This is a genomic window from Corynebacterium kroppenstedtii, from assembly GCF_016894245.1.
GTDB lineage: Bacteria > Actinomycetota > Actinomycetes > Mycobacteriales > Mycobacteriaceae > Corynebacterium.
On sequence record NZ_CP069792.1, the window covers coordinates 186,230 to 211,766 of the forward strand.

21 protein-coding genes and 1 tRNA gene are annotated in these 25,537 nt (G+C 54.6%); 7 read left to right on the plus strand and 15 right to left on the minus strand.

Features of this window, described 5'->3' with window-relative positions; genetic code table 11:
* Positions 1-13 precede the first annotated feature (13 nt).
* Positions 14-1,627, minus strand: a complete 1,614-nt coding sequence (locus tag I6J23_RS00940; protein ID WP_204582189.1) for a PepSY-associated TM helix domain-containing protein — start codon at positions 1,625-1,627, stop codon at positions 14-16.
* A gap of 276 nt (positions 1,628-1,903) precedes the next feature.
* On the opposite strand from I6J23_RS00940, the gene I6J23_RS00945 reads away from it, so the two are divergent.
* The 4 genes from I6J23_RS00945 to I6J23_RS00960 all read left to right on the plus strand — a co-directional run bounded on the left by I6J23_RS00945 (position 1,904) and on the right by I6J23_RS00960 (position 4,623).
* The gene (locus tag I6J23_RS00945; RefSeq protein ID WP_046203478.1) at positions 1,904-2,662 is read left to right on the plus strand and encodes a 3'(2'),5'-bisphosphate nucleotidase CysQ; all 759 of its coding nucleotides are present in this window, start codon (positions 1,904-1,906) and stop codon (positions 2,660-2,662) included.
* A 94-nt stretch (positions 2,663-2,756) separates the two neighbouring features.
* On the plus strand, positions 2,757-3,584 hold the full coding sequence (locus tag I6J23_RS00950) for a thymidylate synthase (RefSeq protein WP_412523839.1): 828 nt from the start codon (positions 2,757-2,759) through the stop codon (positions 3,582-3,584).
* A gap of 30 nt (positions 3,585-3,614) precedes the next feature.
* The gene (locus I6J23_RS00955; protein WP_204582191.1) at positions 3,615-4,280 is read left to right on the plus strand and encodes a dihydrofolate reductase; all 666 of its coding nucleotides are present in this window, start codon (positions 3,615-3,617) and stop codon (positions 4,278-4,280) included.
* 55 nt (positions 4,281-4,335) lie between these two features.
* The gene (locus I6J23_RS00960; protein WP_046203445.1) at positions 4,336-4,623 is read left to right on the plus strand and encodes a mycoredoxin; all 288 of its coding nucleotides are present in this window, start codon (positions 4,336-4,338) and stop codon (positions 4,621-4,623) included.
* 80 nt (positions 4,624-4,703) lie between these two features.
* Here the strand turns inward: I6J23_RS00960 and cobF are convergent, their stop codons facing one another.
* Both cobF and I6J23_RS00970 read right to left on the minus strand, forming a co-directional pair.
* Positions 4,704-5,528 (minus strand): precorrin-6A synthase (deacetylating), encoded by an 825-nt coding sequence (cobF, locus tag I6J23_RS00965; protein ID WP_204582192.1) that lies wholly within the window; start codon positions 5,526-5,528, stop codon positions 4,704-4,706.
* 52 nt (positions 5,529-5,580) lie between these two features.
* The gene (locus I6J23_RS00970) at positions 5,581-5,901 is read right to left on the minus strand and encodes a hypothetical protein (RefSeq protein ID WP_046203447.1); all 321 of its coding nucleotides are present in this window, start codon (positions 5,899-5,901) and stop codon (positions 5,581-5,583) included.
* Between the two features lie 269 nt (positions 5,902-6,170).
* On the opposite strand from I6J23_RS00970, the gene I6J23_RS00975 reads away from it, so the two are divergent.
* Both I6J23_RS00975 and I6J23_RS00980 read left to right on the plus strand, forming a co-directional pair.
* Positions 6,171-6,737 (plus strand): SRPBCC family protein, encoded by a 567-nt coding sequence (locus I6J23_RS00975; protein ID WP_204582193.1) that lies wholly within the window; start codon positions 6,171-6,173, stop codon positions 6,735-6,737.
* A gap of 67 nt (positions 6,738-6,804) precedes the next feature.
* On the plus strand, positions 6,805-7,557 hold the full coding sequence (locus I6J23_RS00980) for a hypothetical protein (protein ID WP_204582194.1): 753 nt from the start codon (positions 6,805-6,807) through the stop codon (positions 7,555-7,557).
* 60 nt (positions 7,558-7,617) lie between these two features.
* Here I6J23_RS00980 and I6J23_RS00985 read toward each other — a convergent pair whose 3' ends face one another.
* The 10 genes from I6J23_RS00985 to I6J23_RS01030 all read right to left on the minus strand — a co-directional run bounded on the left by I6J23_RS00985 (position 7,618) and on the right by I6J23_RS01030 (position 21,200).
* On the minus strand, positions 7,618-8,901 hold the full coding sequence (locus tag I6J23_RS00985; RefSeq protein ID WP_204582195.1) for a heparan-alpha-glucosaminide N-acetyltransferase domain-containing protein: 1,284 nt from the start codon (positions 8,899-8,901) through the stop codon (positions 7,618-7,620).
* A 120-nt stretch (positions 8,902-9,021) separates the two neighbouring features.
* Entirely contained in the window at positions 9,022-10,602 is a 1,581-nt protein-coding gene (cydC, locus tag I6J23_RS00990) for a thiol reductant ABC exporter subunit CydC (RefSeq protein WP_204582196.1), read from the minus strand.
* Positions 10,592-12,130 (minus strand): ABC transporter ATP-binding protein/permease, encoded by a 1,539-nt coding sequence (locus tag I6J23_RS00995; RefSeq protein ID WP_204582197.1) that lies wholly within the window; start codon positions 12,128-12,130, stop codon positions 10,592-10,594. Before I6J23_RS00995 ends, cydC begins: the two co-directional genes overlap by 11 nt.
* A 60-nt stretch (positions 12,131-12,190) precedes the next feature.
* Entirely contained in the window at positions 12,191-13,162 is a 972-nt protein-coding gene (gene cydB, locus I6J23_RS01000) for a cytochrome d ubiquinol oxidase subunit II (RefSeq protein WP_204582198.1), read from the minus strand.
* Positions 13,163-13,169: 7 nt separating this feature from the next.
* Positions 13,170-14,750 (minus strand): cytochrome ubiquinol oxidase subunit I, encoded by a 1,581-nt coding sequence (locus I6J23_RS01005; protein ID WP_204582199.1) that lies wholly within the window; start codon positions 14,748-14,750, stop codon positions 13,170-13,172.
* A gap of 291 nt (positions 14,751-15,041) precedes the next feature.
* Positions 15,042-15,114: transfer RNA gene (locus tag I6J23_RS01010), tRNA-Arg, on the minus strand.
* Positions 15,115-15,237: 123 nt separating this feature from the next.
* Complete coding sequence (locus I6J23_RS01015; RefSeq protein WP_204582839.1) at positions 15,238-16,461, minus strand: cation:proton antiporter; 1,224 nt, start codon at positions 16,459-16,461, stop codon at positions 15,238-15,240.
* 118 nt (positions 16,462-16,579) lie between these two features.
* Entirely contained in the window at positions 16,580-19,144 is a 2,565-nt protein-coding gene (locus I6J23_RS01020; protein WP_204582200.1) for an HAD-IC family P-type ATPase, read from the minus strand.
* 150 nt (positions 19,145-19,294) lie between these two features.
* Positions 19,295-20,221, minus strand: coding sequence for an enoyl-CoA hydratase (locus I6J23_RS01025; protein WP_239454933.1), 927 nt, complete (start codon positions 20,219-20,221; stop codon positions 19,295-19,297).
* A gap of 94 nt (positions 20,222-20,315) precedes the next feature.
* Positions 20,316-21,200: an aldo/keto reductase gene (locus tag I6J23_RS01030; protein ID WP_343287136.1), complete on the minus strand. Its 885-nt coding sequence runs from the start codon at positions 21,198-21,200 to the stop codon at positions 20,316-20,318.
* A 178-nt stretch (positions 21,201-21,378) separates the two neighbouring features.
* Between I6J23_RS01030 and I6J23_RS01035 the strand changes: the two genes are divergently transcribed.
* Positions 21,379-22,929, plus strand: a complete 1,551-nt coding sequence (locus I6J23_RS01035) for an acetyl-CoA carboxylase carboxyltransferase subunit alpha/beta (protein ID WP_239454934.1) — start codon at positions 21,379-21,381, stop codon at positions 22,927-22,929.
* Between the two features lie 457 nt (positions 22,930-23,386).
* Here the strand turns inward: I6J23_RS01035 and I6J23_RS01040 are convergent, their stop codons facing one another.
* Complete coding sequence (locus I6J23_RS01040; protein ID WP_012731110.1) at positions 23,387-23,746, minus strand: FKBP-type peptidyl-prolyl cis-trans isomerase; 360 nt, start codon at positions 23,744-23,746, stop codon at positions 23,387-23,389.
* Between the two features lie 138 nt (positions 23,747-23,884).
* A complete protein-coding gene (locus I6J23_RS01045; protein ID WP_204582202.1) occupies positions 23,885-25,195 on the minus strand; it encodes a citrate synthase in 1,311 nt (436 codons plus the stop codon).
* Between the last annotated feature and the right edge of the window lie 342 nt (positions 25,196-25,537).

Consider the following 25,537-nt stretch of genomic DNA (forward strand, 5'->3'; position numbering starts at 1 on the left):
AATTTAGGTTAGCCTAGGCGTTTACCTCTGCGAAAGAGGTATCTTTCGACGAGCTGTCGCGGGCGCCTCGGCCTTTCCACCGCATCACGAACCCGATCACGATATCCAGGGCAAGAAAAGCAAGAGCACTGATCGCGAAGAGCGGGGCTAACAGGCCGTACCCGATGAGCAGAATCGCCGCTACCGCGAACCCGATGATCGAGGAGCTTCTCCATGCACCTCGGCGGGGTGCCCGTCCGAAGTTCGACCGGAAACCGTTCCGGTTCCGCGTTGGGCGTCGCTGCCACCACATCATGTAGCCACGGACGACAATAATGCAGATCATGATGGCTAGAGCTCCCAGCGCGACCTGGCTCACGATCCCGAAGAGGATGCCCATGTGGAGCTGAATCCCCCACTCGGCCAGTTTCGCTGCGAAGGGCCAGTCTTTAAACCACACGGTATCGACAACACGCCCTGTTTCCCCATCGACAGAGACGGAATCATGGCTGAAGTACCACGGGACTCGCAGGTCAGTGACGGTCCAGGCTTCGCCCGGTGCGACAGGAGCCGTCGCCTCGAAGCTGGCCTTGATCCCAGCCTGTTTCGCTGACGACATGACCGTATCTACGTGGTTTTGTGCTTCAACTACCGAGTCATGTGGCGTTAGCGCGGGTGAGTCAGAACTCATGCCGCCGTGGCCACTGTGGTCGCCATGTCCTCCGTGGTGGCTGTGATCCATGGAAGCCTCAGGGGAATCGACGCTCTGCGAGACGGTGGTGTCGGGGGTGGGTTTGGCCCAGTTGAGCTGGACTCGCCAGTCCGCAATTTGTGCGCCTGCGTACTTTGACCAGGTCAAACCTGTGGCTGTGAGGAATAGCATTCCCAGGCAGGCCCACGTTCCGATGATCGCGTGCCGACGCATACTCTTCGGGCGTCCGGTTAACGGTTTCGACGATGAGTGAGATTCTGACTCCGTAGCGCGCTTTTTCTTGTTCTTGTCATAAACTTTTCGCCACCACATGACGAGCCCAGAGACAGTCAACACGCCCAACCATGCAGCTGCGGTTTCAGCGTAAATACGCCCTGGCTCCCCCAAGAAGAGATTGCGGTGCGCCCGGTCAGTCCATTCGCGGAAGCGGAGGGAGGAAGAACTGCCAAACTGGACGGTGTCACCAACGACCTCCCCGGTATAAGGATTGACCATGACCACTCGGCGGTAGCTCTTCGAGGGCAAAGAGGGGTCATTGAAAAGGACGCGGGTGGTGGCACGGTCGTCATTGCGAATCTGTACCCCGCTGAAGGTGAGGTCAGGGTGCCGCTCCGCTGCGGTGCGTATTTGGTCTTTAACCTCTACGCGCTGATGACTATGCACATCAGAGGCCGGGACGTACATCTTGTCGTGGTCGACGATGGACTCAATGCTTGGTGCGGCTGCATACAGCAAGCCGGTGACGGCTGCAATGAGAATGAAAGGGCCCACAAAAACGCCGGCGTAGAAGTGGATCCGATGAATCATGGCCCGCACGCTGCCGCCTCGATGCGGGAAGCGCGCTCCGCGACGGCGGCGACGCTGGCCGCTATTCACGTCGTCGTGGTTTTCACTCTGCTGTTCGGGATGAAAATCGCTTTGTGTAGTCAGGGTCACGTATTAATTAGTCGAGGGTTATGGTCTGATAGTTCCTTGCGAAGAAAAATAGAGTTCCCGTCGCCGTCACTGCTACCCCCATCGGCTGCTGTAATCTGTTATTTTTTCATCATTAACGGGGGTAATCGCTATGGCTGCGCGCGGCGACGGAGTGCCTTCTTGCACGCATTGCCCACCGCATCATCCCAGGGTGATGAATTCAGCGCGTCGCTCAGTAAGGACAGGTCCCGCCCCCGTGGTGGAGACAAACGGCTGACAACGGCTAAAGTCGTCTACGTGAGTGCTTACGTTGACGATGCCACCCTTGCCCTGCGCCTTGCGACGGGAACTAGTGAGATCTTGAAAGGCGTCCGTTCCGTCGGTTTGCTTGAAGGACCTGGCCTCGGCGCGGCGGGTGATGACTTAGCCCAGACATGGATTGAGCGCGTTTTATCCCGACACCGCCCCGATGATGGGTTTTTGTCAGAGGAAGCCGCCGATAACTTAGAGCGGCTGAAGAAAAACCGCGTGTGGATCGTCGACCCTCTCGACGGCACCAAGGAGTTTGCCGGCGGGCGTCAGGACTGGGCAATCCATGTTGCACTCGTAGAAAACGGGATCCCGACCCATGCCGCTGTCGGGCTTCCCGACGCTGGCCAGGTCTTCCACACTGGTTCAGCAAAGGCTGTGATGGGCCCACGCGCTAACAAGATCGTTGTATCGCACAACCGTCAGCCTGAGGTTGCACAGGTCATTGCCGACAAACTCGACAGTGAGGTTGTTCGCATGGGTTCTGCGGGTGCAAAAGCCATGCATGTGTTGCTCGGTGACTATGACGCCTATGTCCATGCTGGGGGCCAGTATGAGTGGGACTCTGCAGCCCCGATCGGTGTGTGCACGGCCGCAGGCTTGCACTGTTCTCGTCTCGATGGTTCGCCTTTGCGCTACAACAACGAGGATGTCTACCTCCCCGATGTCGTTATTTGCCGCCCGGAACTGAAGGACACAATCTTGGAGGCTGCCGCCGAGTTCAAGAAAGAGCACGGACACTACTAGGCCTCCGCATCTGCGACGCCGGCCACATCTGTTGACCTGCGGTTTGTGGTCAGACGGTCGCCGATGCCAAGGCGGATGTCAAAAAAGCGCTACCATGACTGACATGTCCGCGAGCGAGAGTACTGATATTCCGACGCCATATGAAGATCTCCTCCGTGAGATTCTGTACAAAGGCAACCACCGGGATGACCGCACAGGCACAGGAACGAGGAGTCTCTTCGGGAAACAGATGCGGTTCGATCTGTCAGAGTGCTTCCCTCTTATTACTACGAAGAAAGTGTTCATGCGTGGACTCTCGGAGGAGCTGTTTTGGTTCCTCCGGGGTGAATCCAACATTCGCTCGTTACGCGAAAAAAATGTCCACATTTGGGACGAGTGGGCCGATGAGGACGGGAACCTCGGGCCGATTTATGGGGTGCAGTGGCGGTCATGGCCAACGCCCGACGGCGACACCATTGACCAAATTTCTCAAGCTCTGGACATGATTAAGAACAACCCGACGTCCCGACGGATTATCGTATCCGCCTGGAATGTTGCAGATGTTCCATCCATGGCGCTGCCACCCTGCCATCTTCTTTTCCAGTTTTATGTCGCTGACGGGAAGTTGTCTTGTCAGCTGTATCAACGCAGCGCCGATATGTTTTTGGGTGTTCCATTCAATATCGCGTCCTATTCACTCCTGACCCATATGATGGCCCAACAGGCAGGGCTTGATGTCGGGGAGTTCATTTGGACCGGCGGCGATTGCCACATTTACGATAACCACCGCGACCAGGTTGATCTTCAGTTATCCCGGGATCCGCGCCCCTATCCGACGCTATCGTTAACCAAGGCTGCGGATTTATTCTCGTACACGTGGGACGATGTCGATATCCTGAACTACAACCCGCACCCAGCTATCAAAGCGCCGGTAGCGGTGTAGCCCAATTCCACTCCACAGGCGGTGAGCTCAATGTCTACTTCATCATCCACGGGTGTTCACTCGCCGACGCCTGGCCACGCTTCCCCGTCCCCGCGTCGAACAGTAGAACCGGAACAGCCGCTCATCGGGGTTATTTGGGCCTCCGACCGAGACGGCGTCATTGGCGACGGCACCCGGATGCCGTGGCACGTGCCCGAGGACATGGCGCACTTTAAGCAGTTGACGTGGGGAGTACCCGTCATCATGGGCAGTGCAACGTGGACGAGCATTCCCTCGCGCTTTACACCGCTGCCTGGGCGTACCAACATCGTGCTGTCCCGCCGCTGGAGTGACGAGGACACACCCGAGGGCGTCATCCTTCACCATTCCTTGGAAGCCGCGATTAAGGATATTCCCCACCCGGTTTTCACCCGACGCGTCGCACCGGAAAATGTGGATGCTTGGGTCATTGGCGGGGGCGAAGTCTACCGGGAGGCCCTCACGCGCCCAGAGGTTCGGCTAGCCGTCCTCACGGAAATCGACGCAGCTGTCGGGCACTACTTTGACCATCCCGTTACTGCCCGATTGTCGTCAGAATGGGTTCCGGCGTCGCGAAGTGAGTGGAAAACATCCCACAATGGGACGATCATCGGTGACGGTGGCGAGGTGAGCGGCTCGTTGTCGCTTCGCTATCGGTTCTGCTATTTCAGCAAGTAAACTCAGCAAGTAAACAATGCCAATCAATCGACCATGACGCTATAGTGGGGTCATTATGAGTGAAGTTATCCAGAAAAACAACCCATCCGGAAACGAAACCGCAGCCACGATCTATTACGCAACGTGGTGCCCGTTTTGCAAGAAACTCATAGAGAATCTGGATCGTACCGAAACGCCTTATTCTCTTATCGACATTGACCAGTCAGAAGAGGCCGGTCAGTGGGTAGAAAGCGTCAATGACGGTAACCGTGTTGTTCCGACTGTGAAGTTTTCCGACGATACTACCGCGACGAATCCGCCGGCGGGTGACGTGCGTCGCAAAGTTGAAGAACTTTCTTCCTAAGAGTTTTGGCCGCGACGTTTTTGACCGCGAGAGTTTGCCGCGGGTGATACCGACGCGGCGATGCCTCGGTGAACCAGCCGCTACGTCATGAGCGTTTCTGGCTGGTCTTCGCCGTCCGGGTCGAAGTACCGCAAAAGGTACGTATCCATTATCCAGCCGTGTTGTGCACGCAGTTGAGCTTTAGTCTGGGCAACATCCTCGGCGATGTCACCAACCCATCCTTTACGCAGTACCTGCTTATCCGTACTGACATACGCACCCCACCACATGTAGGTGTGGTCGCGGTCAAGGCCGGGATGGGTCCACGTGGTCTTGCCGTCGAGCATGACCACAGTGTTCGCCACCGCCTTGATTCTCGACGGTGTATCGGGAGCATCCAGGGTTTTCTGTAGCTGTCGACCTGTTGTGACAGTGATCGGCTCGCCAATCCGGTTAATGAGAATACGGTGTGCCGACGTGAGGGCCTGAACAGCAGTAATGCCGGGGTATACCTCGGTACGGCACTCCAACCCTAGGTTCTGCATCCGCTCGATAATGCGCAGAGTGGAGTCGTACAGCGATGGGTCGCCCCACACTAAAAATGCCGCCGTTTGTCCGTCGCTCAGCGAGGACGTGATTGTATCGGCCAGCAGGCGGGCGCGCTCCTGATGCCAGCGCTGAACCTCCCGGTGATACTCCGGAGTACCTGCCGGGTGGCGGTCACGCGGCGGGTCGTCGACAGTGAGTAACGGAAGATCTGGCGCGTGAACAGCCAATATACGACGTCGCAGCTCGAGGAGATCCGCCTTCGTGTCCCCTTTATCCACGGCGACGACGGCATCTGAGGAAGCCAAGGCCGCAACAGCGTCGTGGCTAATATGCCCCGGGCTTCCTGCTCCCATACCAATGACACGAAGTAAACGCATATACCCTGTTTACTCCATGGCTCTATCTCTGAGTTCGTCTACTCGCGCAGAACTAGTTTTTGTGCAGGTCGTCGTCGGGATTTGTTTCGGGATCCTCGATCGCGTCGATCTCGTTTTGGTAAATGTTCATCCTATCTTCTGCGGTGAGCATGCTGTCTACTGTGGCGAAGGAGACGGAGAACTGTTGCCGCAGGTAAACCTCGCAGACGGCGGCCATTTGCTTGGCGTCATATTTATTCAGCACGAGGGAACGCTTCACCGTTCCATCTGGCTGAGAGGTTCCGATAATCAACTGCGGGCCCTTCTCGCCCTCCTCAATCTTGGCATACACTTCCCGTCCATTGACGTCAGTGAAGCTCGGTTTCTCTGTCATGATTGTGTCATCCTCCAGTGTTTATGGTGCACGCACGGAGTTCGGGGTGAGCCGCTCGGTGCACCCATCAGACTGAGCCTGTCACCGTGCGCGATGTACTAGTTGCACGGTCTCAGCCAACCGCGCAACCACTTCCTTTCAGGCTATGCCGTTTGACCCCCCGATGCTCGTGTTATCAACCGGGAACGTGTCCGGCCTCACCCCCATACGGAGGTCAACTTCCCTCCCCCCGCCGTTAACCACGCGCAGAAGCACCTACCCTGGCCCATATGACTCCTACAAACAATCCTGACGACAACGCATCCTCCGCCGTCGATACGAGCATGTTTAATCCCGACGATTTTCGCCGACGAGTATCTGTCACCATTAATGCCACTCCCGACGACGTGTACAACGTCGTGTCGGATATTTCACGTACGGGCGATTGGTCTCCGGTGTGCAAAGCTACGTGGTGGAAAGAGCGTGACGACGGCACGACACCATCAGAACCCGAGGTAGGCGCATGGTTTGTCGGCCATAATGAAACACCACAGCGCACCTGGGAAACGGAGTCCGTCGTGACTGCAGCCGAACGGCCCAAGATTTTTGCGTGGGCCGTGAACGGAGGCGTCGTGGAATGGGGTTATGAAATCGAACCTGCCGCAGATGGCGGGTCCACCTTGACGGAGACCTGGGAAGTTACTCAAGAAGGCTTTCGGTTCTTCATCAACAAGTACGGCGACGATGCCGTCGCAGAGCTCAACGAGCGACGTGATGCTGCATTGAAAGGCATTCCTGCAACCGTGCAGACGATCAAATCCATAATGGAAAACGAGGTGGAACACGACGCGAGCTAGGCGTCTGCGTCGTAGCCGGTAGAATACCTACGCACGATTTCCACAGAGCGACAAGGACTAATTGCTAATGCCGAACCGCGACAGTGACCCCCGTTACAGCAACGCGAACGATGAAACTGAAATATTCCCCAGTAGCTATTCCGAGCGTTACTCGGGTTCAGAAAGCCAGTATTCATCCGGTGGCAACTCGGGTTACCGCGATGACGAGTATTCGGCGGGTAGCTACAATCGAGAATATAGCTCTGGCGGGTATGGGGCTCCCAGCAATCGTGGATACAACGAAGCCAATCGTAGGTATAGCGATAGCGCCAGCTACTATCCTGACCAGCAGTATCAGGGCTATCAGCAGGCCCCCGCACAATCACCGGCACCTCAACAGTCGCGTCCGCAGAAGAGTGGCCCATCACTCAGCGACCAGTTCGATATCCCGAAATTTATCGGCTCGGTCGTGGCTGTTGCCATCGTCGCCTCCATCACCGCTTACGTGGTGGCATGGATTCTTGAACTCGTCATGGAGCGCATCGCCACATACGTGAACTGGACGTATCCGCCTATTGACCGGACGTATTACGCGATCTTTGCCGCTGTCGTGGCAATCTTCGCCGCATTGTTATGGTGGGTGCTCAACATTGGAACAACGCTGCCGTCGCTGTTTTACAGTTGGATCGTCGGAGTCGTACTGGTCGCGGCAGTCGTTCTTCCACTCTTATTAACGACGCCGTTCTATAACGGCATTATTGAATCTGTTATGAATCTCGTCGTTGGATTGCCAGTGGTGTACCTCATTGCACCCATTGGTAATTCGGCTCGGAAAAACTAGCCGTCTTTATTGTGCTACGACCCCAATTCTCCGGCTGAGCTATTCCCCAGCTGAACTCCCCTACTGTGTGGCCGCCTTATTTCCCAGCCACCGTGGGAATCGCTCCAAGGGACCACGTCCGAAAAACGCCATCCAAACATTCGCGAAGACAATTGAGCCGATAACGAGAGACCAATAAAGCGGGTTGGAGACAACTGTTCCCGCCGGCCCACCCACAGCGAACACGATGATAACGTGAGCGGTGTAAATGGTCAGTGGCATGGCCCCGGTGACGGCGATGGGTATAAACCACCGTCGGGCTCGTGACACGATCAGCTGGCACAATGCCACGACGATGAGGGCGAACCCACCGGAGCCCACGAATTCTGCGGTGCCCCCACTATGCGGTGCTGAATCCACAAGAGAGCGCTTGAGGGAATCTTTCAGCTCTTTCGTGCTATCAAGTGCGTCCCAATATTGACCCCATCGGCTTTCAATTCCTTCGTCTGATGCCGAACCTCCCGATGATTGTGCTGTCTGGTCTTTTGGCTGCACACCATCAGATTGTTGGGCTTTCTGCTTTTTTAACTTGGAGATTACTGCCGACCAATCAGGCTGAGACGTGCCGTTCCTGTCATCCTGGTTAATCCAGCCATTTTTCGGCTCTTCGTCATTACCCCACATTGAGCCCACACCATAACCAATTGCACTGGCACAGACCCCGACAGCAACGAGGCCGGCCAACGCTCGTGTGCTCTGCAGGTGAAGCCGCCCCAGCACCATCCCCAACAGAAGAATGCCCCAGAACACAGGCAGCGGATACACTCCGCCCAATACCAATCCGATTGTTGGGCTGGCGTTTCCTTTAGGCAAGAGATACTGGATAATTGCCAGCAAAGAGGGTCCGACAACCCCCAGGCAGGTGCCCACAATGATCAGTGTTCGTGTCTTTGCCCACACAAAGGGTAAGGCCACGGCATACAGAACCCCATAAAAAGTCAATATGATCGAAATTCCAGTACCAAGCTGCTCTAGAACAAGGCCGATCAGGAAGATAGCTAAAGCTCGTCCAATGAGTTTTAGCCGTATTCCCTGCACGCCGTTCACCGACGTTGGACGCTCACCTCGCCCCGTCATCAAGCTGATAGACACACCAGCTAACAACGCGAATAACACGGCTGGCCGCCCGTGGACAAGGGCCGGATACGTCGATGGGTCCATAATGCTCACCGACGATGGACCTGCGGCAACATGAGCTGCGATCATCCCAAGAATCGCCAACGCCCGAGCAACATCTATACCCGGCAGCCGTGGCGATTGAACGCTCCCCCTCAATTGTTCAATGGGGTGAATAGATTGTTTCATGCGGGGAGCCTAACCCACCGCCGTCCTCAACTGAAAATAAATTTAATGAAGCTTAATCTTTCGCCAGATAGGGGGTAAGCGATGCGTGGCACCAGGGGGGCACGGGCACCGGAATAGTGGCTATGACGACCGTGGGTGACGGACCATCACGATCGTTCGTTGATCGTCCGTCGAATCCGGCACAGCATCCCCGAACCCTAAAACATCGAGTAACTGTTTCTCAGACTTCTTATCCACGTGTTCAGTAGGTTCGTCGATAAGCAGAATGGGGGCATCACTGAGTAAAGCACGAGCTACTATAAGACGACGCCTCTGACCACCTGATAATGATTCCTCGCCATCTCGCAACACAGTGTCAAGGCCGCGCGGTAAGTTCTCTACCCACTGAGTCAACCCCACTCGGTCGATCATCTCGCGCATTGCACTCTCGCTCGCATCGGCGGAACCCACCGCCAAGTTGTCCCGAACTGTTGTTGCGAAAATATGTTCATCCTCGGCGATAAAACGAGCACCAACAGCAGAATAGCTTCCATTCCACGGCGGGATCAGCCCCGCTAAGGTCATCAACAATGTGGTCTTGCCAGTGCCTGAGGGGGCAACGATCTCGTACCGGCCACCGGGTGGAACGTCAAAGTTCGCCTCCCACACTGGGTGGTCCCACCCGACAACTAAATGGTTCGCAGTTACGCGACCAGTACTCGTTCTCGTACCGAGGGCCGGGGAAGTTTCTTGAGCGGTAGCGACAGGACAGTCATCAGAGATGTAATCACTAGTGGTTTGCTCGGTAGCGTTATTAATCGTCAGGACGTTACGCAGCCGTGCTTCTGCGTCGCGAGAACGAACAACAGCACGGGAGGCCTCAGCAAGTGGAGCGACAGCTTCGAAGGCAGCCAAGGGCATAAGCGCTACAGCAGCTAACCACTGGGGGTTATGGTCCGGGCTAGCGAGAACTGCAACGAGAACAACGACAATAAGTGTGAATCCCGATGACGCGGCTGACATAGCGGTCGACACAGATGACCATGGGTGGGCCTTCCCTCGGATCGACGAAATTCTCTGCTCTGCATCACCCGCATGGTGGAGAGCTTCATCTAGTTCACCACGTACGCTCAATGCAGCAGCATGATGCAATACATGGTCAACAGCTGTGACATAGTCTTCCGTGGCCTGAGCAGTTGAGGCTTTCTTTTCACCCTGAACCGCGATCCATGGCACAACAATTCCTGAGAAGGCCAAACCTACAGCCAAAATACCCGCAGCTAGTAGCGATAACGTGGCGGTCAGGGCAACCGCAAGGGCACCAGTATAAATCGCAACCCGTCGCGGAATAGTGGCTCGTACGATTCTATCGGTGAGTGCATCGATGTCTGGGCCAATGAAGCTAAGTAAGCGACCTCTCGACATCCCCAATACGGTGGATGGAGGCACAGCTACCAAATTATGATAAATCTGACTACGCGCATTCGCTGCAGCTGTAAGCGCAACGTCGTGGGTTGCAAGCCTATCAATGTATCGAAAAACCGCGCGGGAAATTCCTAAAGCACGTACCGACGTAATAGCGACAGTCAAGTTCATAACTGGTGGCATTTGCCACGCACGAGTAATCAGCCACGCAGACACCAATGTCAGTGCGATTGAGGACATCAGCGTCACTACACCGGCTAGTACTGCTCGTTCACGAGCCCATACATCAACCGTCATGATCGATCGCCCCCACATCGTAAACACGATCCGCTGCTTCGCACATCAGCGGATCGTGACTAGCCACCAGCACTGTCGCGCCACGAGCTGTCAAGTCGGCCAAGTCCTTAATCATTTCCTGTGCAGACTGCTCGTCGAGATGAGCAGTCGGTTCGTCGAGAACAAGAAGTTTCTTTCCCGGAACCGATCGACGGAAGGATTCCTTTTGGCGCTGCCCCAAGGAAAGGTGGCTCGTGTCACCCATAGTTCCTTCTGTCAATACCGGGCGTTGAGGAAGGAACGCAGTGTTCTTCCACACTTCTTCACGAGGGAGTGCGCCGTCGGGCCCACATACACCGGCTGTTCCACTACCGCTGCCAAGACCTAAAACTGCCATGAGGGCCGTCGATTTACCGGAACCATTGGGACCGGCTAACACTGTAAGGTTTCCTGGTCGTGCCCTAGCGGAAAGAGCGTGGGGCCGAATACCGTCACGCCCTTCACAGGAATAATTGTCAAGCACAACTTCGAGGCCTCCACCGGATACGCGGTCGCAATCAGGCAGTAGGGGCCGTGGCGGCGATGGAGAGTTTAGTTCCGTACGAACTGCATTTAGTGCTGTTATACCATCCTGAGCTGCGTGAAAGCGCGTTCCTACGTCCCGCAACGGAGAATATACTTCGGGAACAATGATCAGAATGGCTAGGCCAGTAGCCAAGGAAATATGGCCTCCTAAAAGCCTAAAACCAATGTTGACGGCGACCAAAGCAACCGAAAGCGTAGCTATAAATTCAAGAACAAACGTAGAGAGAAACGCTAATTTCAAGACGTCCATCGTTGACCGCTTGTGGGTACTCGCTAGGCGACGAACTTCAAGCTCAGGATCATGTTGCCTCCCGTGGGCAACCAAAGTAGGCAAACCTGCTACAAGATCCACGAGCTGATCGTTCAGGCGGGACAAGTCCTTGAGCTTACGTTCGGTTCGTGATTGTGTTAGCGTCCCCACCAACCACATGAAAAAGGGAATAAGGGGAATTGTTCCGGCAGCCCACAAAGCAGAGGGAAAATCTAACCAGGCTATAGCTACCAAAACCAGAGGTGTCGATAGAGCAGAAGCCATGGCTGCGGGAAGGAATCCAGTTATGTAGGGCCGAAAAGAATCTAGCCCATGAGTCAATATCGTGTGCCAGTATGACCGGTTAACTCGGTGCGGATCTTCGTGAGCAAGGTGGTCTAAGAGACGACGGCGGAGAGTTGAGACCACCGAATCTGCGGCTGCATCACCTAATCGTGTCCTCGCCCAACTAACCAGAACGCGCAATACGACGACAAGCGCTAGCCAGCCGAAAAGAGCATACGGATACTCTGACGGTAAATGGTGAGACATCGTCTCGTGATGATTCACCGGCTCCACTGCACGCGCTATCAAAGTCCCCACCGCTATGCCGCTCACTACGGTCAGGACTGTATCAACAACGCTTAGAAACGCCGACACATACACCCACCAGCGTGCCCGAGAGCTTAAGTGAGCCAATTGGAATATATGCATCACACTACCGTTTTTCTCTCTAGCTAATACATCGCTTTGCCAAAGCCACCGACTATCGAGTTATTCGGAAGGAACAGGATCAGCGGTAATACGTTTCCTAAATATCCAGTACGTCCACGCCTGGTACATCACCACAAAGGGTGTTCCAAGGGCCGCACACCAGGTCAAAACGGTCAACGTATACCGACTTGATGATGCATCCCAGACATCCAACCCGGTCCACAACGTCGGGAACATCGCTCCAAAAGCAAGGCCTGTAACTGAAACAATCGTCACGCACGTGAAGAAAAAGGCCCAACCATCCCGGTCACGGTGAGCGCTGACTAGAGCAAGGATCAAGCCAGTCACTGCCAGCACGGTCCATCCCCACGTGGTTTTCTCTCCAAAAGAGAGCTGAGTCCATAACACAAATATTCCACCAAAAAGAATAGATAAGCCAGCAAAAATCGAGGCTAGTTTTCGTGCGTTAACGCGTAAACTACCCGAGGTCTTCAGACGAATAAAAAGCGCACCATGAAAGATGAAGACGAAAATAAATGCCAAAGCTCCCACTAAGCCATAAACATTGAAGAGCGGATATACCCGGGAAGCGTTATCCGGCACACCTCGCACCAGATTAGCTATCGCCACCCCCCATATCGCGGGCGGTAACCATGAGCCCAACACTATTCCGCTGTCACACCACTGACGCCACTTTCGGGTATCGACTTTTCCCCTCCATTCGATGCTCACAGCCCGTATAATAAGTGCCAAAAGAATTAAGAAAAGCGGCACATAATATCCCGAAAACATATCCGCATACCACATAGGGAAAGCAGCGAATATAGAACCACCAGCTGTGATGAGCCATACTTCATTGCCATCCCACACCGGACCAATGGTCGAGATCATCGCTGATCTTTTATGCTCATCGCTACCCAAAAAAGGCAGGAGCATTCCTACGCCAAAGTCAAATACCTCGAGTAAAAAATACCCCGAAAACAGAAAACCGATGAGTATAAACCACAAGGTAGGTAAATCGAGTTCAAACATCGTCTTATTACTCCTTAGTGCTTTTCACCGCTAGATGGGAGAAGCTCACTGTTCCTACCTCGTCAGCACTACCCGAGTCAGACCCTCCACCCACATCACGGTGGGATTCTTCCTGGTCATCGGTTGGGTGGTCGTCCTCAGTCGGTCCGCTAAGGACTGCCCGCTTAGTCAACCATAACCAAACAAAGAACAGAGCGAGATAAGTTACCGTAAAGCCAACCAACGTAAGAATGACATTCCACGACGCATGATCCGTTACCCCCATGTCAACAATCATTCGAATGTTGTCGGTGCGAGGATCACCAACTGAATCAGGGTTCGGGTGAACAATCCACGGCTGACGCCCCATCTCAGTAAAAATCCATCCCGATGAGTTAGCTAAGAATGGGAAGGCAATAGCCGCGATGCTCCCGACACTGAAAACTTTCTGCCACCTACCTTGTGGAAGACGCCCGCGCCGCGTGAAAAACCAAGCGAAGAATGCCAAGGCGATAGACCCAAGCATCAAACCAATCATGGCCCGGAACGACCAATATGTTACAAAGAGATTTGGTGAGTAGTTACCCGGTCCATATAAATTCTCCGCTTCTTTCTGTAACTCAAAAACACCTTTCAAAGTGACGCCAGTGAATTGTCCTTTAGCAAGGAACGGAAGAACCCAGGGAACTTCAATCAAGTGGATAACTGACTCACAGTTGTTATGAGTTCCAATCGTTAAAACGGAGAACATCGGATCGGTATGCGTGTGGCACAATGATTCAGCCGACGCCATTTTCATGGGCTGTTGCCGGAACATCATCTTCGCTTGTGTGTCCCCCGTCAGCACGAGAGCAACCGATGATAGGGCGACAACCCAAATTCCAAAGCGGATGAGCGGACGATACATTGAATGAGGATTGTCGGGATCCGCAGCACCGCTATTTTCACTGCTGGATTCCGCCTGCAATTTTCCGATGCGGTGGGCATGGACGAGCCACCAGCATGAGATACCCAAAACAAAGGTGCCCGCGGTGAGGAACCCTCCTAAAACGGTATGGGGGAAAGCAGCCAAAGCCGTAGGGTTCATGAGGAGCTTACCGAAATCAGTCAATTCCGCCCGATGGGTATGTGGATTGTATTCGGCGCCTACCGGATGCTGCATGAAGGAATTCGCAACAATAATGAAATAAGCCGAGATGTTGACGCCAAACGCGACCATCCAGATCGCACCTGTATGGAGCCACACTGGCAATCGGCCCCAACCGAAAATCCACATTCCAAGGAACACGGATTCCATGAAAAAGGCAATGAGCCCTTCTAGCGCCAGTGGGCCACCGAAGACATCCCCCACCATCCGCGAGTATTCCGACCAGTTCATTCCGAACTGAAATTCCTGAACGATGCCAGTAGCCACCCCCATAGCAAAGTTAATGAGTAAGACATTGCCAAAAAAGCGAGTGGCCCTATACCAGTGGGGCTTTGAGGTTAACGCCCACATCGTTTGCATGATAGCTACCAGTGGAGCCATACCAATGGTCAATGGCACGAAAATGAAATGGTAGACGGTAGTAATCCCGAACTGCCAGCGCGAAATGTCCACGACATCCATCGCTGCCTCCAATGTTGAGCTCTAGACAAAGTGACGAGGATTTCACCGCTCCCCAAAGGCGGTGGCTAACTTAAAATCCGCCCAGATTGCACCGTTGCGTACGAAGCACCTGAGCTAAAAAAGGAGCACTCCGTACCTACGGTTCCGTAGGTACAAGCGTCTAGACATATAGTCGTGCAGAACTCGATGAAAGTTCCCCGCCCACAAAATAAGCTGAAACCCTAACCGTTTTCAAGGATTCAGCGCCCCTCCGAATCGGGTAGGCATCTTATACTCACGATCGACGAACTGTGCCCCAGAGAGGAATCGAACCTCCGACACCGGCTTTAGGAGAGCCGTGCTCTATCCACTGAGCTACTAGGGCAAATAACGCATCAGTTACCGCTCCTGCTGGCAACGACTCATGTAGAAGAATCCTCAACCACCAGGAGCCAGAACTAAAAGCAGAACCAGGATAGCCGACAGACGCCGAGAGCAGAAAACCGCACTATAGTTTCCTCTTATCCTTAGGTTGAAGTGCAGCTGCAATCAGCGGGAAGAGCAGAACCGTCACCGCACCGCCGGCGACTAGAAGAGAAGCCGCCGATTCTTCTAACAAGTGCGCATTCGTCGCCACTTCAGTTACCGCAACAATGATCGGCAGGCCAGTCGCGGCATAACAGGCGAGCTGAAGTTTTTGATTCGTTGTCGTCAACTTTGAACCAGTCTTGGTAAACATTTCCCGCAGGAACACCGGGAGACCGCGGGCAACCAGAATAACGCCGACAACAGCGAACAATTGCCCGATATTGGCCCCCACGGTCTTCACGTCGATATTGATACCTGAACACACGAAGAAGACGGGGATGAAAAAGCCATAGCCCACGACATCCAGGCGCTCCTCAATGAGACCGTGAGCGCGCTCTGGAACCAGACCGCGCAAAACAATACCAGCAGCAAAAGCCCCCAAAACGACGTCAAGATCGAATACCGCCGCGACCGTCATCAGTATCGCCAACATCAGCACCACCATACGGACGATCGACTGGTTCGTCGCCGAGGCACCGTCGATAATCGCGCGACCCACCCACGGAACCAGAGCGGCTACGGTGCGAGGTACCACCGCCACCATGGCTGCGATGGCAAAGAACGCGAGCAGGATCAGGAACGTCACACCCATGGACCTCGCGGATAACAACAGAGCGATGGCCATAATGGGCATCAACTCACCAACAGCGCCATGAAGCATGACAGATTTACCGACGTTGGTTCGTAATAGATCCGACTGCTTCAAGATAGGTAGCAACGTACCCAGAGCGGTGGATGTCACAGCGATGGCTAGTGTGACTGCAGTCAGCGCTCCGTTTCCTTTCAGGAAAACCAGCGCACCAATGAATGCCAACACGAGGCACATGAGCCAGGTCAACGCGGCATTACCGCCCTCTTTGCTGCGCAACGAGTCCGTGTCTAACTCGTAACCGGCCAGCAGGAACAACATACCTAGACCCAACTGACGCAGAATCGAAATACCAGAATCGATCTCCGCGAGACCCCACACACTGGGGCCGATAATGACGCCCAACACAATGAGGAACACCACGGCTGGGATACGTTTGCCCGTCATGAAGGACAAGATGGGGGCCAACAATGCCACCGCAAGAATTGCGGTGAGCGAAATCATCGTGTCGGTATTCGCCTGGCCCGACGCCAACACCGTGTTGGAAACCGCCATCGTGTCGGCTACTGGGACTGAAGTCATGGATGACAACCCTACTGATTGGTTGATCGCGAATCGAATAAGTCTGACCACAATGTACAGCTAATTGATCGTGACCGCTCGCTCCACAATATTAATACTTGAACACGCCTTCGGTTTCCGAGTGATCCCATAGCTGAGCATCGCCGCGCTTCGTGTGGCTGATCCACCATGCGATTTCAATGGCCACACATCCGACCCCGCCGACAATGAGCGCTTGGGTCATCAGCCCGAGATTTGTCGGATCCAGCAACAAAATATGGGCAATCCATGGGACCGAGAAAATCACGACATAAGCCAAGGCCGATACCACCAGCAGAACGATCTTCCACAGTTTGTACGGGCGAGCAACCACGATGAGCACCCATAACGCCATCGTGATCATCACAGTCAACGTCGCTGTCGAAGCTTGTGCTCGATCAAAGTTGTCTCGAGTGACCCACAGCCAGAACCCGACGGTCACCGCACCAATGAGAATTCCCGACGGAACCGCCAACCGTAGGACACGGCCGACGAAACCTGATTTTGCCCGTTCATGGTTCGGTGCCAGCGACAAAATAAACGCCGGGATCCCGATCGTGAACCAGCCTGTCATTGTCACGTGAATGGGTTGGAAGGGGTAGCTCATCCCAAAGATCCCGACGATGAGGGCCAGCAACACCGAGTACACGGTTTTCGTCAAGAAAAGGTTAGCGACACGCTCGATGTTGCCAATGACCCTGCGGCCTTCGGCAACAACATGGGGCAGCGTCGCAAACGAATTATTGAGCAACACCAGCTGGGCGACCGACCGCGTCGCCGGGGAGCCTGCACCCATCGCCACACCGATATTGGCATCCTTCAATGCCAACACATCGTTCACTCCGTCACCCGTCATCGCGACGGTGTGGTTGTTACGCTGCAGCGCGCCGACCATGGCGCGCTTTTGTTCCGGGGTGACGCGTCCAAACACCGTTGACTCTTCTACAACCTCGTCGAATTTGTCTTGGCTGGACTCGAAATCAGGGAGTTCACGGGCATCGATGGTCTTCGAACTATCAATACCCACCGACGACGCCACAGCCCCCACTGACTCTGCGTTATCCCCAGAAATAACCTTGACGTGCATTTTCTCGCGGTCAAAGTATTCAATCGTCTCTGGCGCATCATCGCGTACTTTCTGCTCGAGGACGATTAGCCCCCGGGGGGTGAGGTCATCATCGCCGGGTTCTTTAGGCGTCGCAGTAATGTCGTCGAGTTTTTTCGAAGTCTGGGCTAGAAGCAAAACTCGCAGACCTCGTCGGCCTACCTCATCGGCTGCTTGAGCCGCATCGGAACCCGGTAGCGCGATTACATCCGGAGCACCCATGACCCACGTTGTCTCACCAAAATTAGCCCCCGACCATTTCCGTGCCGACGAAAAGGCCTTCGTATCCGTGGGATCCATGACTTCCGTGTCAGGATCGAGATCGTGAATTCCCTCAGCAATGGCCTCCGACGTGTCATTCTTATCGTCATCCGCCGCGATTAAGGACGCCAACGCACCCAAGACGTCGTGATCGACGCGGACCCAACCCTCGTCTGAATCTGACAATGGTTCGTCGACCGACGAATCGCTTGTGGAACCCGATTTTTGCTTCGAGTTCACTTCCACGACATCGTTGAGCACCATTCTGTTTTCCGTCAGGGTGCCGGTTTTATCGGTGCAGACGACGTCGACGCGAGCCAGGCCCTCAATCGCTGGGAGCTCATTGACCAGCGCTTTAAACTGGCCTAGGCGCACAACTCCTACCGCGAAAGCGATGGATGTCATCAAGACCAGACCCTCAGGGACCATCGGAACCAGGGCAGCAACCATGGCCAAAACTGCGTCGCGGAATGAATCTCCGGACCGGAACAGCTGAGTCCAAATGGTCAGAATTCCGGTCGGAATCAACAACCACGTAATGATGCGAAGGATTTTGTTAATTCCGGACATCAACTCGGAGTCAGTGAGCTCAAATTTATTCGCCGCTGCGGTTAATTTCCCGGCGTAAGAATCTGCTCCGACTTTCGTCGCTTGATAGAGCCCGTGGCCAGACTGGACAAACGATCCGGATAGAACGTCATCCCCCGGCGCTTTTTCCACAGGGTCAGATTCTCCGGTAAGCATAGATTCGTCGATATCGACGTGTTCAGATTCGACGACGATACCGTCGACGACGACTTGGACGCCCGATTTCAAGACAATGAGGTCATCGAGCACAACCTCATCGCGGGAAATCTCCTGGTCCTCCCCATCTCTGCGAACGGTTGGCCGAGCTTCACCAACGATGGTGAGTTTATCTAGCGTCCGCTTGGCACGAAGCTCCTGGATAATCCCTATGCCCGAGTTCGCGATGATCAACAGCCCGAACATCGCATTAATTAATGATCCAGTTGCCAGCACGATGACAAGGAGGACCCCCAGCATCGCGTTGATGCGGGTAAAAACATTCGCCTTAATAATCGACCAGGTTGAGCGTCCGGAACGCTCAGGCAGCGTGTTGCCTTTACCGTCACGACGACGTTCCTCAACCTCCTGCGAGGTCAACCCCACTGATGGATCCGTGTGAAAAGCGCGGTCATCATCAGCAGCAGAAGAGTGAGACGACTCCGCGGAGTCATGAGACGACGAAGCGTCGGACTGTTGTTGAGCCATGCACTCATTGTAGAGAACGCTTTATTAACGAGACTATCGACGCTCGGCTGTCGGGACTCGGCTGTCGGGGGCTCAGCCCTCGACGCCCCTTGGTACAAAAACAGGCCCTGACCGTAACTCATTCTAGGACCGCTCTCCCCTAAGTCGGCCCTATTTGCCCCAGAACATAGGGGAACGTTTTTCGGCCCGAGCAGCTCTCGCTTCGGCGGCGTCCTCGGAATCCCAACACCCTTGACGCAAGCGCTCATGAACAGCCGGGAGAGCCTCGTCGTCATATCCAACCTCTCCAGACGAATCCCTCTGGTCCACTCCCGTCGGAACCATCTGATTAAAGACGGCCTTAAGGTACCTCAAGGTCAGAGGGGCATTCATGGCTTGTTTTACGGCAACCTGCCACGCATCATCGTGGTTTCCTCGTGACGACGCCAACCCTGCCTCTACTGCGGCGTCAGGCCCGAGTCGCTCGGCGGTATAGAGGAATGATCGTGCCCGGGCGCCACCGAGTAATTCGACAGCGCGATGAATCGTCCACGGGTCGACGGCGATACCAAGGCGGACGACGGGGACGCTAAACCAGCCGTTCTCGCCTACGACGCGGAGGTCACACGCCATAGCCAACTGGGTGCCCGCACCGACCGCTGGGCCGTGGACGTCAGCAATGACGGGGAGGGGCGAATGTGTAATAGACGTCAGCATGTCATCAAGGTTGTGATGGAAAGCGGATGTATAAACACCGCCTGCGAGGTCTGCTCCGGCACAAAAAGCCTTACCCTCCCCACGAAGAAGGATGGCACGAACGGACTCTATATTTTCCGCTTGGTGAACATAGGACGCGATGTGACTACAGACATCGACGTTCAACGCATTTCTCTTGTGGTCCCGGCGAAGAGTAATCACTGCCACACTCGGCCACTCCATACCGTTGGTTGGAGCGTCGCTGCGCACGGGCAAAGTGTCTAAGGTCACAATGTCTAAGGTAACGTCGCCACCAGGCGACCGAAACGTTGTTGGCTTCGCTTGGGGCGTGGCGACGTCGTGAGCAAATGATGTGGATGTGACATTGTTCTCATTCGTCATAGATACAGGCTATGCGCCAGGCGGCACGCGCGTGGCATTTTCGCCAATGTCGTGCCCACTTGCCACGGGCGCTGCGTTTCGGGCTCAGCAGGGATTACTCAAAATTGGCGGTGCTGGGATCAGCGCCGATGCGCCCGTCTTCACGATCCAACGCGGTGATCTTCTCAACTTCGTCCGTCGTCAAGGAAAAGTCGAGGATATCGAAGTTGGATTCCACATGTTCTTTAGACTTGGAGCGGGTCAAGACAGAAAGCCCCATATCGAGGTGCCAGCGAAGAACAATTTGCGCTGGAGTCTTTCCATACTTAGCAGCCAAATCTTTAATAACTGACTCATCAAAGTACTTGCCCTGGGCTAAAGGCGACCATGATTCCGTCACAATGGAGTGCTGGTCATCATACGAACGCATCGCTGCCTGCGAGAAGCCGGGGTGGAGTTCAATCTGGTTAATAGTCGGCGTCTTGTTATTTTCCGCAACAAGTTCATCCATTGCTTCTGGATAAAAATTACATACAGCCAAGGAGCGGATACGGCCCTGATTTTGCAGATCAATCATTGCCCTGAAGGATTCTTTATATTGATTCTTTTCAGGGTACGGCCAGTGAATGAAATAGATGTCGACGTAATCGAGCCCCAACTTCTCCATGCTGGTGTTGAATGCCTCGAACGTGGATTCATATCCCTGGTCTGAGTTCCACAGTTTGGTTGAAACCGTAAGCTCCTCGCGAGTGACATCACCATTCTCGATAGCATCGCGAATAGCTTTGCCCGTTGATTCCTCATTCTTGTAAATCATTGCGGTATCAATGCGTCGGAATCCCGCCGCAATTGCAGAGCGAACCGAGGAATATGCCTCCTCCTGAGACAATTCCCATGTCCCAAATCCCAAGCGCGGGATTACTGTCCCGTCACTAAGTGTGGCAGTCGGGCCGCCATCGTTATGTCGCGTCGTATCTGCTTTCGAAGTGTTGTTAGCCATACGAGCCATTGAACACGCTATGACTCAGTCCTGCAGAACCCCAGTTCACAGCGTTAAGTAAGCACTTTATATTTCCCTGACATCCGGCGCCGAAGCGATAACACTACCCCCACACCCGGCCTACGCATCATTTCACTAAAGCCCCTCGCGAACGACATGCGAGCGTTACGCTAGAAAAATGGTGTCACATTCAGGTTCGTCCACTCCGCCCCCGTCTTCCCCGTCCACTCCTCATCCCAAGCGTCTATCCGCCCATGACCTCGTCAATGACATTCTCGATACCGATTCATGGGATAGCTGGGATACTAAGCCTGATTATGGAGATATTTCCGACGACTACGCAGCGGCATTAGCTCGCGCGCGGGAAAAGTCGGGGGTTGATGAAGCCGTGATCACCGGGGCAGGAACGATTGACGGTCACCGTGTCGCCGTGGTTGCCTCGGAGTTCTCTTTTCTTGGGGGGTCCATTGGAGCCGCAACATCACGACGAATTATCGACGCCATCCACCGCGCGACAGCGGAAAGCTTGCCCCTCTTAATTTCTCCCGCGTCTGGCGGTACGCGAATGCAAGAAGGAACGCCGGCCTTCGCACTGATGATTTCGATCACCGCTGCTATTCATCGGCATAAAGACCAGCATTTGCCTTACTTGGTGTATCTCCGCCACCCAACGACGGGTGGGGCCATGGCCTCCTGGGGCTCCGCGGGGCACCTCACCTTCGCACAGCCCGGCGCCACGCTGGGTTTTCTGGGTCCCCGCGTCGTTGAGCTCACGACGGGCAAGCCTCTATCACCTGGGGTTCAGACAGGCGAGTATCTTTCCCGCCACGGGGTGATTGATGGAGTCATCGATCCCGCAGGGCTTCGTCGGCAATTTACACAGCTTTTCGACGTTCTTATTCGCCCTGATCACGCCACCGAACCGGCCGAGCCTACACCGCCATCAGGTGAGATTAGGTCAGCGTGGGACGCCATTACACGAACTCGACATCCACGACGAACCAGCGCCGCTGATCTCGTAAATGCTCTCTCCAACCACTGGATTCAACTCTCTGGCACCGGGGATGGGCGAATGTCTGAAGCCGTCATCGTGGGGTTAACCAGAATCAATGACCAATCCCTCGTCTTCGTCGGAATGGACCGAACCGCACAAGAACCGTTAGGCGATTGGCCGTTGAGCACAGAGGCTATGCGTTTCGCCCGGCGCGGAATCACCCTGGCCCATGAGTTGGGGATCCCACTGGTCAGCGTTATCGATACTCCTGGTGGTGAGCTGTCAGATCGCGCGGAGCGGACTGGAATGGCTCGTTCCATCGCGCGCACGCTGGCTGAGATTCTCGATATCGACGTGCCTACAGTGTCGGTCATTATCGGCCAGGGGTGTGGAGGTGCCGCCCTATCAATGATTCCTGCCGATCAGGTTCTGGCGTGTGAAGATGCGTGGTTGGCTCCTCTCCCTCCGGAGGGGGCCAGCGCAATTATGTATCGGGATATCGATCATGCGCCAGACATGATGGAAAACCAGTCAGTTTCGGCAAATAAGCTTCATGAACGCGGTATTGTCGATCGCCTTATCCCAGCATTGGGTAACACCGATCCCGAAACCGACAGCAAAGTGGTCATTGACGCCATTGCTCACGCCTTGTGGGAAATTAAGCTGAATTCAACGTTGCGACGTGGGCGTGAACAGCGTTTGGCTCATTATGAACGGCTCGCCACGATCGTGTAGAGGTCGCGTGCGTGTCGGGACCATAATCATGGAGAAATCGCGTTAAGGGGTTCAGTCCTCCCACATTGATCTCTTCACGGACCCGGGGGCCATCAATGGCACTGCCCGTTGGAGTTCTGGCAACGCCGCAGCAGTATTAACCCGGATGAAGGATGAGGGACTTGTCCGGTCTCAGTAAATAAATCAGGCGAATCTACCGCGTCTCGTGTCGCAATGTGCTCGCTTGCCGACGCCACTAGATCGGTGGTCATTATTCTGTCTCCCGACCTTTGTCTCCTGCGAAACCTGTTTCCCTGGGGGCAATGCTTGTGTGTGCGGTGGTGGGGTGGCTCTCAATATCGAGAGCATGTGCAGCTTGGGAGACAGCTTCGCTTCTACGCTGCGCATAGGCTACGCAACAATCCTGACACGCTGCTGCCAGCAGGCGTGACATCATTTGCGCCAGATCGCGGCAGCCTTATTTCACGTCCACAAGGTCGATAACAAATACGAGGGTTCGGCCGCCAAGCGGGTGACCGGTGCCGGCGGGCCCATAAGCCATGTCTGGCGGTATCGTCAGCTTCCGGCGCCCTCCGACACGCATGCCCGGAATACCTTCCTGCCATCCGGCGATCAGACCAGTGAGCGGGAACGTGATGGTTTGCCCGCGATCCCATGAGGAATCGAATTCTTCGCCGGTTTCGAAGTCCACACCCACGTAGTGAACCTCAACATTCGATCCCGCTTGCGCTTCAGGACCGTCCCCTACCGTGATGTCTTCAATGAGGAGATCTTGCGGGGCAGGACCCGATTGGACTTCGATAGTTGGCTTACTCATGAGATTTTCTCCTTTTGTTTCAGACTCGCTGGTACAGGGGGACTGACAAAGCAATGAGCCAAGCTCGGCTCACCAGAGTAGCTGGTAATGACGAACTTGGCTCACGGCGGGGTGCCTCGTGGCACCGGATCTTCGTGTTTAGCGTTCTTTGCGCGGGACGACGTGGCGCTCAGAGTACCCCGTGTACACCTGGCGCGGGCGGTTGATGCGTGACGATTTATCGTTCACGAGCTCAAGGTGCTGAGCAATCCACCCCGGCAGGCGGCCCATACCGAACAAGACGGTAAAGAAGTTGGTCGGGAAGCCCATGGCCCGGTAAATGAGGCCAGTGTAGAAGTCGACGTTCGGGTACAGCTTGCGGTCGATGAAGTAGTCGTCTTTAAGGGCGATTTCTTCGAGGTTCACGGCGATTTCGAGGAGATCGTCGTTGACGCCAAGGTGGTTGAGCACTCGGTCCGCCGTCTTTTTCACAATTGCAGCGCGCGGATCGTAGCTCTTGTAGACGCGGTGACCGAAGCCCATCAGCTTCACGCCGTCTTCCTTATTCTTCACCTTGTTCATGAACTCAGTGGCGTCGCCGCCGTTGTCCTTAATCTCCTGGAGCATTTCCAGAACTGCCTGGTTAGCGCCACCATGAAGCGGACCCGACAACGCATTAAAGCCAGCAGCGATCGAGACAAACATGTTGGCCTGCGCGGAGGACACCATGCGAACCGTTGAAGTGGAACAATTCTGCTCATGATCTGCGTGGAGGATAAGGAGCTGATCCAGGGCCTTAGTCAGGACGGGGTCAACTTCGTAGTCTTCCGTCGGATAGCCGAACATCATACGCATGAAGTTCTGGCGGGCGTTCAAACTATTATCCGGATACATGAACGGCTGGCCACGACGGGCACGGTGAGAGTAGGCGGCCAGTACTGGAACCTTCGCCATCAGGCGATAGGTGTTGAGCTTCTGCATATCTGGGTCGAGCGGATCGAGCGAATCCTGGTAATAGGTGGACAACACGTTCAACGCAGAAGCAATAACGGCCATGGGGTGTGATGACCGCGGGAAAATGGAGAAATGATCCTTAAAGTCTTCATCAACCAACGTATGCCGGCGAATATTGCGGTTAAATTCGTCGAGCTGTTCTTGGTTGGGGAGCTCACCGTTAATCAAAAGGTAAGAGACTTCATTGAAGGTTGCTTTCTCAGCTAGTTCTTCGATGGGATACCCACGGTAACGAAGAATTCCATTTGCACCATCAATGTAGGTGATATTGGACAGCGTGGAACCTGTATTTACATACCCCGGATCGAGGGTAACGTAGCCAGTTTCCTGGAGCAGCTTCCCCAGGGCAATACCGTCGTTCCCATCGGTTGCTTTAACGATCGGCATTTCATAGCTGCCTCCCGGGTAGGTGAGTACAGCCTTATCCTTGGCCTCTGCAGCATTGTTGTCAGCCATGTTTTCCCTTTCTCCGAAAGCAGTGGTTATGCCATATGGAGCTGGCGCTCGCTTAAGTTTTCCCTGCACTCATACACTTTCGAGGGCGGTCTTCCCTTTGTTATCCGATGTTCGCCGATTCACGGCATCCATCATCTGGAATATTGGACAAATACTGAAGACCTGCCCTCTTCACGATCTAGTGTAGAACCTCACTCACGTGGGGGCGACAGCAGACATACCCGAGTAATGGTATGCCGCACAGTTTAACAAAGGTTGTGACGTGCACGACAGTTACCATTCAACGGCCAGAAATCCACCCTCTTTCAGGGTTACTCACCGGGTCAACGGAGGACGATGTAC